Origin of the sequence: Amycolatopsis sp. SID8362 (genome assembly GCF_010550475.1) — a bacterium.
GTDB classification, from domain to species: Bacteria; Actinomycetota; Actinomycetes; order Mycobacteriales; family Pseudonocardiaceae; genus Amycolatopsis; species Amycolatopsis eburnea.
Map to the genome: position 1 here is coordinate 1 of NZ_JAAGNB010001326.1, position 6967 is coordinate 6967.

7 protein-coding genes are annotated in these 6967 nt (G+C 72.0%); 6 read left to right on the forward strand and 1 reads right to left on the reverse strand.

Annotation, left to right across the window (positions count from 1 at the left end):
* From G3I65_RS40935 to G3I65_RS40955, 5 genes are all read left to right on the forward strand, one after another.
* A partial coding sequence (locus G3I65_RS40935) for a GspE/PulE family protein (protein WP_160700845.1) occupies positions 1 to 1355 on the forward strand: 1355 nt, incomplete at its 5' end.
* A complete protein-coding gene (locus G3I65_RS40940; RefSeq protein WP_160700846.1) occupies positions 1352 to 2557 on the forward strand; it encodes a type II secretion system F family protein in 1206 nt (401 codons plus the stop codon). The genes G3I65_RS40935 and G3I65_RS40940, both read left to right, overlap by 4 nt.
* A complete protein-coding gene (locus G3I65_RS40945) occupies positions 2557 to 2997 on the forward strand; it encodes a type II secretion system protein (protein ID WP_160700847.1) in 441 nt (146 codons plus the stop codon). The genes G3I65_RS40940 and G3I65_RS40945 overlap by 1 nt, the downstream gene beginning before the upstream one ends.
* A complete protein-coding gene (locus G3I65_RS40950; RefSeq protein ID WP_160700848.1) occupies positions 2991 to 3617 on the forward strand; it encodes a prepilin-type N-terminal cleavage/methylation domain-containing protein in 627 nt (208 codons plus the stop codon). The genes G3I65_RS40945 and G3I65_RS40950 overlap by 7 nt, the downstream gene beginning before the upstream one ends.
* On the forward strand, positions 3614 to 5599 hold the full coding sequence (locus G3I65_RS40955; RefSeq protein WP_160700849.1) for a hypothetical protein: 1986 nt from the start codon (positions 3614 to 3616) through the stop codon (positions 5597 to 5599). The genes G3I65_RS40950 and G3I65_RS40955 overlap by 4 nt, the downstream gene beginning before the upstream one ends.
* 5 nt (positions 5600 to 5604) lie before the next feature.
* Here G3I65_RS40955 and G3I65_RS40960 read toward each other — a convergent pair whose 3' ends face one another.
* Positions 5605 to 6384 carry an A24 family peptidase gene (locus G3I65_RS40960; protein ID WP_160700850.1) on the reverse strand — a complete coding sequence of 260 codons (780 nt, stop codon included), beginning with the start codon at positions 6382 to 6384 and terminating at the stop codon, positions 5605 to 5607.
* Positions 6385 to 6744: 360 nt separating this feature from the next.
* Between G3I65_RS40960 and G3I65_RS40965 the strand changes: the two genes are divergently transcribed.
* Positions 6745 to 6967 (forward strand): universal stress protein (locus G3I65_RS40965; protein WP_160700851.1); only part of this gene is annotated, 223 nt, incomplete at its 3' end.

Genomic DNA, 6967 nt, shown 5'->3' on the forward strand with positions numbered 1-6967 from the left:
AGGAGGCGCTCGGCCGCCCGGTGACCGTCGCGCTCGCCGCCCGCGCCGACATCCTCGCCACCGTCGAGCGCACCTACCGCGCCCTCACCGGCGTCGACCAGCAGGTCAAGGCGTTCGAAGCGCGCGACGCCGTCCGGCGGGACGCGTCCCGCGCCGAACCGGCGGCCACCGCGAACGACGACGCGCCGGTGGTCCACGTCGTCGCGCTGATGATCAAGCAGGCGCTGCGCGACCGGGCCTCCGACATCCACGTCGAGCCGCAGGCCGAGCGGGTCCGCGTCCGCTACCGCATCGACGGCGTGCTGCACGACGTGCTGGACCTGCCCGGCTCGATGGGGCCCGCGGTGACCAGCCGGATCAAGATCCTCGGCGGGATGAACATCGTCGAACGCCGTCGGCCGCAGGACGGCCAGATCAGCATGGCCGTCGAGGACCGGCCGGTGGACATCCGGGTGGCGACCACACCGGTCGTCGGCGGCGAGAAGGTCGTGCTGCGGCTGCTGGACAAGAGCCGCCCGCTGTTCCGGCTGCCGCAGCTGGGCATGCCCGCCGAGATGGCCGCGCGCTACGGCGCGGTGCTGCAATCGCCGTACGGCATGGTGATCTGCGCCGGGCCGACCGGCAGCGGCAAGACCACGACGCTCTACGGCTCGCTGGGCGAGCTGGACAGCACCGAGCGCAACATCATGACCATCGAGGACCCGGTCGAGTACACCATGTCCTCGATCAACCAGATCCAGATCAACGAGCAGGCCGGCGTCACCTTCGCCGACGGCCTGAAGTCGATCCTGCGGCAGGACCCCGACGTCATCCTGGTCGGCGAGGTCCGCGACGTCGACACCGCCCGCATCGCGGTGCAGTCCGCGCTCACCGGGCACTTCGTGCTGTCCTCGCTGCACGCCACGGACGCCGCGTCGGCGTTGCACCGGCTGCTGGACATGGGCATCGAGAACTTCCTCGTGGCGTCCTCGGTCACCGCCGTGCTCGCCCAGCGGCTCGTCCGGCGGATCTGCCTGCGCTGCCGGGAGTACTACGAGCCTTCCGCCGAAGAGCTGTCCTTTTTGGACTCGATTAACGCGGCGGGCCCGGCGGGCGGGTTCGTCCGGGGTACCGGCTGCAACTTCTGCGCCCAGACCGGGTTCCTGGACCGCACCGGCGTCTACGAGCTGATGCCGGTCAGCGACGGCATCCGCGCGCTGGTGCTGGACAGCGCGCCGCACCGCGAAGTCCACGAGCTGGCCCGCAAAGAAGGCATGCGGACGCTGCAGGACGAAGCGCTGCGGCTGATCGCCGAGGGCGTCACCACCCCGGCCGAGGTGCTGCGGTCGATCTACCTCACCGGAGGCGCGCGATGAACCGGTACGCCTACGTCGCCACCGGCCCGGACGGGCAGCGCACCCACGGTGTGCAGAAGGCCGCCGACCTCGACTCCGCCGCGCTCGCGCTGTACGAGCGGGAACTGCGGGACATCGAGCTCACCGAGAAGAAGAGCGTGCTCAGCCTCGAACTGACCGCGCCGCGGGTCAAGCGCGAGGTCGTCCTGCACCTCTCGCGCCAGCTCGGCGCGTTCGTCCGGGCCGGGCTGCCGCTCATCGACGCGGTCCGCATCCTCGGCGAGGAGGCCGCGAACTCGTCGGTGGCCCGGATGCTGCGGGACGTCGAACTCGGCCTGCGCGGCGGCGACCGGCTGTCGGACTGCGTCGACCGGCACCCGAAGATCTTCCCCGAGTTCTACCGCGAGATCCTGCGCTCGGCGGAGCTGTCCGGGCAGCTCGACGTCGTCCTCGACCAGCTCGCCGACTACCTGGAGCGCGACCTCGAAGCCCGGCGCAAGATCAAGGCCGCGCTGATCTACCCGGCGATGATCGCGCTGATGTCCGTGGTCACCGTCGTGGTGCTCGCGACGTTCGTGCTGCCGCGGTTCAAGGTGTTCTTCGCCAGTCTCAACGCGAAACTCCCGCTCCCGACGCGGATGCTGCTGGCCGTCACCGACTTCCTCGGCCAGTGGTGGTGGGCGCTGCTGGCCGGGCTCGGCGCCGTGATCGCGGTGTACGTCTTCGGGGTGCGGACGCCGGGCGGGCGGTACGCGCGGGACCGCGTGCTCCTCGCCGTCCCGGCGATCGGCCCGGCGGTCCGGCACGCGCTCGTCGAGCGGTTCTGCCGGATCCTGTCCTCGATGGTGAGCGCCGGGGTGCCGCTGCCGGAGGCCCTGCGGGTCGCCACGGACTCGCTGCGCAACCGCGTGTTCATGCGCGCGCTCGCCCGGGTCGGGCACGCCGTGCTCGAAGGCGAGGGCCTGGCCCGCCCGCTCACCGGCTCCGGGCTGTTCCCGGTGACCGCCGCGCAGATGATCCGCGTCGGCGAGGACACCGGCACCCTCGACACCCAGCTCGAAGTCACTGCCCAGTACTACGAAGGCGAGCTGGACTACCGGCTGAAGAAGCTGACCGCGTTGTTCGAGCCCGCCGTCATCGTGGTGATGGGCCTGGTCGTCGGGTTCGTCGCGGTCGCGCTCGTCTCGGCGATGTACGGCATCTTCACCCAGGTGCACGTCTGATGCGGACCGACGACCGGGGCGAAAGCCTCCTCGAGCTGCTGGTCGCGATCGCGATCCTGGGGGTCGCGGTCGCCGCGATCGTCGGCGGCATCGGTGCTTCGACCATGATGTCCGACGTCCACCGCAAGCAGGCGACCGCGGGCGCGGGCGTGCGCGACTTCGGCGAGGCGATCGAGAACCAGGTCATGGCGGGCGGGTACGTCCCGTGCGCGGCGCCCGCGAAGTACGCCGCGCCGGCCGGGTTCACCGTGCCGGCGGGGTTCAGCAGCACGGTGACCTCGGTGAAGTACTGGACCGGCTCGGCGTGGTCGGCCACCTGCGGCGCCGACACCGGGCTGCAGCAGCTGACCGTGCAGGTCGCCAGCGGCGACGGGCGCGCGAGCGAACGCCTGGAAGTCGTGGTGCGCAAGCGTTGCGGGCTCGGGGAGGCGCCGTGCTGAACCGCCGCTCCGACGCCGGGTTCACGCTCATCGAGCTGCTCCTCGTCGTCGCGATCCTCGGGGTGGTCGTCGCGCCGATCGCCACCGCGGTGCTGGTCGCGATCAAGAACACCGACGCGACCTCGGCCCGGCTCGCCGTCTCCCACGACGTCCAGCAGAGCTCGGCGTTCTTCGCCCAGGACGTCGCCGCGACCGGCCTGCGCGACTTCACGGGACAGGTCGCCAACGGCAAGGTCCCCTTCTCGGCGTCGGTCCAGCTGGGCGCGGCCTACGACGCGGGCGGCCAGGTCTGCGGCACCGCGGCGACGCCGGTTTCGGTGCTGCGGCTGCTGTCCGACGACTGGGACACCAGCACGCCGGCCGCGACCCGGCGCACCGCGATCGTCGCCTACTACCTCGCCGGGACCGAGCTGCACCGCCTGCGCTGCCTCGGGTCGCCGTCGCCGGTGTCCGACGCGGTCGTCGCGCACCACGTCCAGCCGGGCAGCCCGGCCGTCACCTGCTCCAGCACCTGCGCCGACGCCGCCGTGCCGCAGTGGGTGAAGCTCACCTTCACCGCGGTCGCGGCCGGCGCCGACCCCTACCCCATCACCCTGTTCGGGCAACGGAGGCAGACATGAAGCGCGACGACACCGGGGCCGCGCTGCCCCTGGTGCTCATCCTCGTCACGGTCGTCGCGGTGGTGCTCGGCGCGTTGCTGTCCTTCGCCGACACCAGCGTCCGCGCCACGGTCAACCTCCGCGACCAGGCCTCGGCCGCCTACACGGCCGACGGCGCGTTGCAGGCGGGCATCAACGGGATCCGCAACAGCACCTTCACCGGCGCGTCCGGCCAGCACTGCTTCGGCGGCTCCGACACGCTGGACCTGCCGAACTTCGGCGGCGGGGGCTCGGCCGCCGTGACGTGCTCCGCGGACCCGGCGAAGGTGCTGATCCAGTGCCCGTCGCTGAGCGCGTGCAACCGGCCCGGCAACGCGATCCTCACCCTCGGCACCGGCGGGGAGGACGGCCTCAACATCCAGCAGCCGACCGGCTCGTCCTTCCGCGTCCACGGCGTCGTCTATTCGAACTCGAACATCAACGTCGTCAACGGCTCGCTCGACACCAACACCGCGGTGTACGCGCGCGGCGCCTGCGCGGGCACGATCCGGAGCACGCCGGCGGCGTCCTGCGGCTACGGCGGTTCGGCACTGGGCACCGATCCCGGTTACGCACCGGCGCTTACGTCGGTACCCGTCCACCGGGGCGTGCCCGGCTGCACCGGGCCGGTGGTGACGTTCGAACCCGGCTTCTACGACGACGCGGTCGGCCTGTCCGCGCTGATGACCAACAGCAGCCCGTGCAAGGACAGCATCTGGTGGTTCAAGCCGGGCGCGTACTACTTCGACTTCCGCAACGGCTCGGCCGCGCGTCCGCCGGGCCTGCCCGCGGGCGACGACGTCTGGACGGTCAACAGCGGCCGCCTGGTCGCGGGCACGCCGGTGGACCGCGCAGGTCGGGTCATCGCGGCGCCGTCGGCGGCGGACACGGCCATCCCGGGCGCGTGCGACAACCCGATCGAAGACGCGAGCGCGGTCGGCGTCCAGTTCGTCTTCGGCGGCGACAGCCGGCTCGCGGTCAAGGCCGCGGAGGCGGAGATCTGCGGGTCCTACAGCGGGACGAAGCCGCCGGTCGCGCTGTACGGGCTCACCTCCGGCGCCGAAGCCCCGGTGACCGCGACGCTCACGCCGTCCGGCACGCCGGCGGGGACCTTCACCAGCGCGCCCGCCGGCAGCCTGTCCACTGTGGACGGCAACCTGGCGACGTGGACCAACAACGGCAACGGCAGCCAGAGCGCGACCGTGACCGCGACCGGCTACGCCCCGCCCGCCGCGATCCCGGCCGGGTCCCTGCTGACGTCCGCGAAGATCCGCGTGGTGCACGGCAACGACAACGGGTCGACCCAGGACGCGCTGTCCGTCCAGCTGGGCGCGGACAAGTTCGGCGTACCGTCGTACTCGGACAAGATCCTGCACACCGACCTGGTCGACGTCACGGGCACGCTGTCGCAGCAGGTGTACGACGGCGGGTTCACCGGTGCGCAGCTGGGGTACACGGCCGCGGTCAAGCACAAGGGCACCGAGCAGGTGGACGCGCTGCAGCTGGAGCTGAACTACACGCCGCCGGCGTTGCGCGCGCAGAACGGGTGCACGCAGCTGATGTACGTCACCAGCGCGGCGTGCGCGCTGGTGACGTCGGTGAACACCTCCGGGAACCGGTTCTACGTGCAGGGCACGACGTACGCGCCGAAGGCCGTCCTGGACATCACGCTGAACAACGCGATCGAACCGATCTTCCGCTTCGGCGTGATCGCCCGGTCGTTGCAGGTGAAGCTGACCGGCAGCGTGTCCTTCACCGGCGCGGTGATCGAGGTCCCGGACGACTCCCCCGGCTTCGTCTTCGGCGTCTACCTGGCGGCGTACGTCTGCCCGGGCGCGAGCACGTGCACCCCGACCGGCGCCCCGGCGGCGCGCGCCCGGGTGGCCTACGTCGACGGCGACCCGGCCCACCCTGTGGCGGGCGCCAGACAGGTGTCGGTGCTCAGCTGGTCCGGCAACCGCTAGACCGCTCAGGCCAGGCCGGTCAGCTCGCGGTAGGCGCGCGCCAGCGGGTCCGCCACGAAGACGGCGATCAGCGCTGCAGCGATCATGAACGGCCCGAACGGCAGTGCCGTCTTGCGATCGCCCCTGCCGGCGGCGAGCACGACGACGCCGGCCACCGCGCCGAGCAGGAAGCCGCCGAACGCGCCGAGGAGCAACGCCGTCCAGGAGAGGTAGCCGAGGACGCCGCCCAGGATGCCCGCGAGCTTGACGTCGCCGAAGCCCATGCCCTGGGGGTGGACGAGGGCGAGCAGCAGGTAGAAGCCGAACAGAGCGGCCCCGCCGATCCCGGCTCGGGCGAGGGCCCACCAGTCGTCGCGGTACCAGGCGGAGGAGGTCAGCAGCACGGCAAGCACGGGATAAGACGGCAGCACGATCGCGTCCGGCAGGCGGCGGCAGTCGAGGTCGATCAGCGCGAGCGCGATGCCGATGGCGCCGAAGTAGAGGTAGGCGGGCAGGTCCGGCGGGTCGAGCCGGAGGGTGAGCAGCGCGAAGAGGACGGCGGTGCCGAGTTCGACGAGCGGGTAGCGGACGCTGATCCGGCTGCCGCAGTTCGCGCAGCGGCCGCGCAGGAGGAGCCAGCCGAGGACGGGGACGTTGTGCCGGGCGCGGATCTGCTCGCCGCAGCCGGGGCAGCGGGAGGGCGGGCGGACGACCGACTCGCCGCGGGGCACGCGGTGGATGACGACGTTGAGGAAGGACCCGACGAGGAGTCCGAGCACCGCGGTTGCAACGACCAGCACCGCCATCGGTTCCTCCGGACCGTTCGAGGGACAGTGGCAGATCTTGCCGGAGACCGGTGCGGCCCGCGACCGCACGGGCCGGGCCGGCGCCGCCTTGGCCGGACGTCATGAAAGGGTCGTTCATCGCGCCGGACGACGTGAACGACCCGTTCATGACATCCCCGCCAGCCTCCCAACCACGACCCCACCGGCCTACACGCGAGCCGGGTCCGAGATTCCCGCCCCGGCGCCGCCCCAACCTTGCCGGAACCCCCGCGGCCGGACGCCATGAAAGAGTCATTCACCTCACCAGACGACATGAATGACCCATTCATGACATCCCCGCCAGCCTCCCGACCGCGACCGCACCGGCCTACAGTCTTGAAGATGACCGGACCGCCGATCGTCACCGGGGTGGACGGGTCGGCCGAGTCGCTCGACGCCGTTCGCTGGGCCGCGCGGACCGCGCGGCTGCGGGGCGCTCCCCTCGAAGTCGTCCACGCCCTCGACGTTCCGGCGCTGCTCGCCGGCGGGGTCGTGCCCCCGCCGGATGAGCTCGTCGACGCCCTGCGGGCGCGGGGGCGGCGGGCGCTGCGGACCGCTCAGGAAC

Excerpts from the sequence above, each read along its gene's own strand:
- G3I65_RS40940 (WP_160700846.1), top strand. The coding sequence starts at position 1,352 with ATGAACCGGTACGCCTACGTCGCCACCGGCCCGGACGGGCAGCGCACC.
- G3I65_RS40945 (WP_160700847.1), top strand. The coding sequence starts at position 2,557 with ATGCGGACCGACGACCGGGGCGAAAGCCTCCTCGAGCTGCTGGTCGCG.
- G3I65_RS40955 (WP_160700849.1), top strand. The coding sequence starts at position 3,614 with ATGAAGCGCGACGACACCGGGGCCGCGCTGCCCCTGGTGCTCATCCTC.
- G3I65_RS40960 (WP_160700850.1), bottom strand. The coding sequence starts at position 6,384 with ATGGCGGTGCTGGTCGTTGCAACCGCGGTGCTCGGACTCCTCGTCGGG.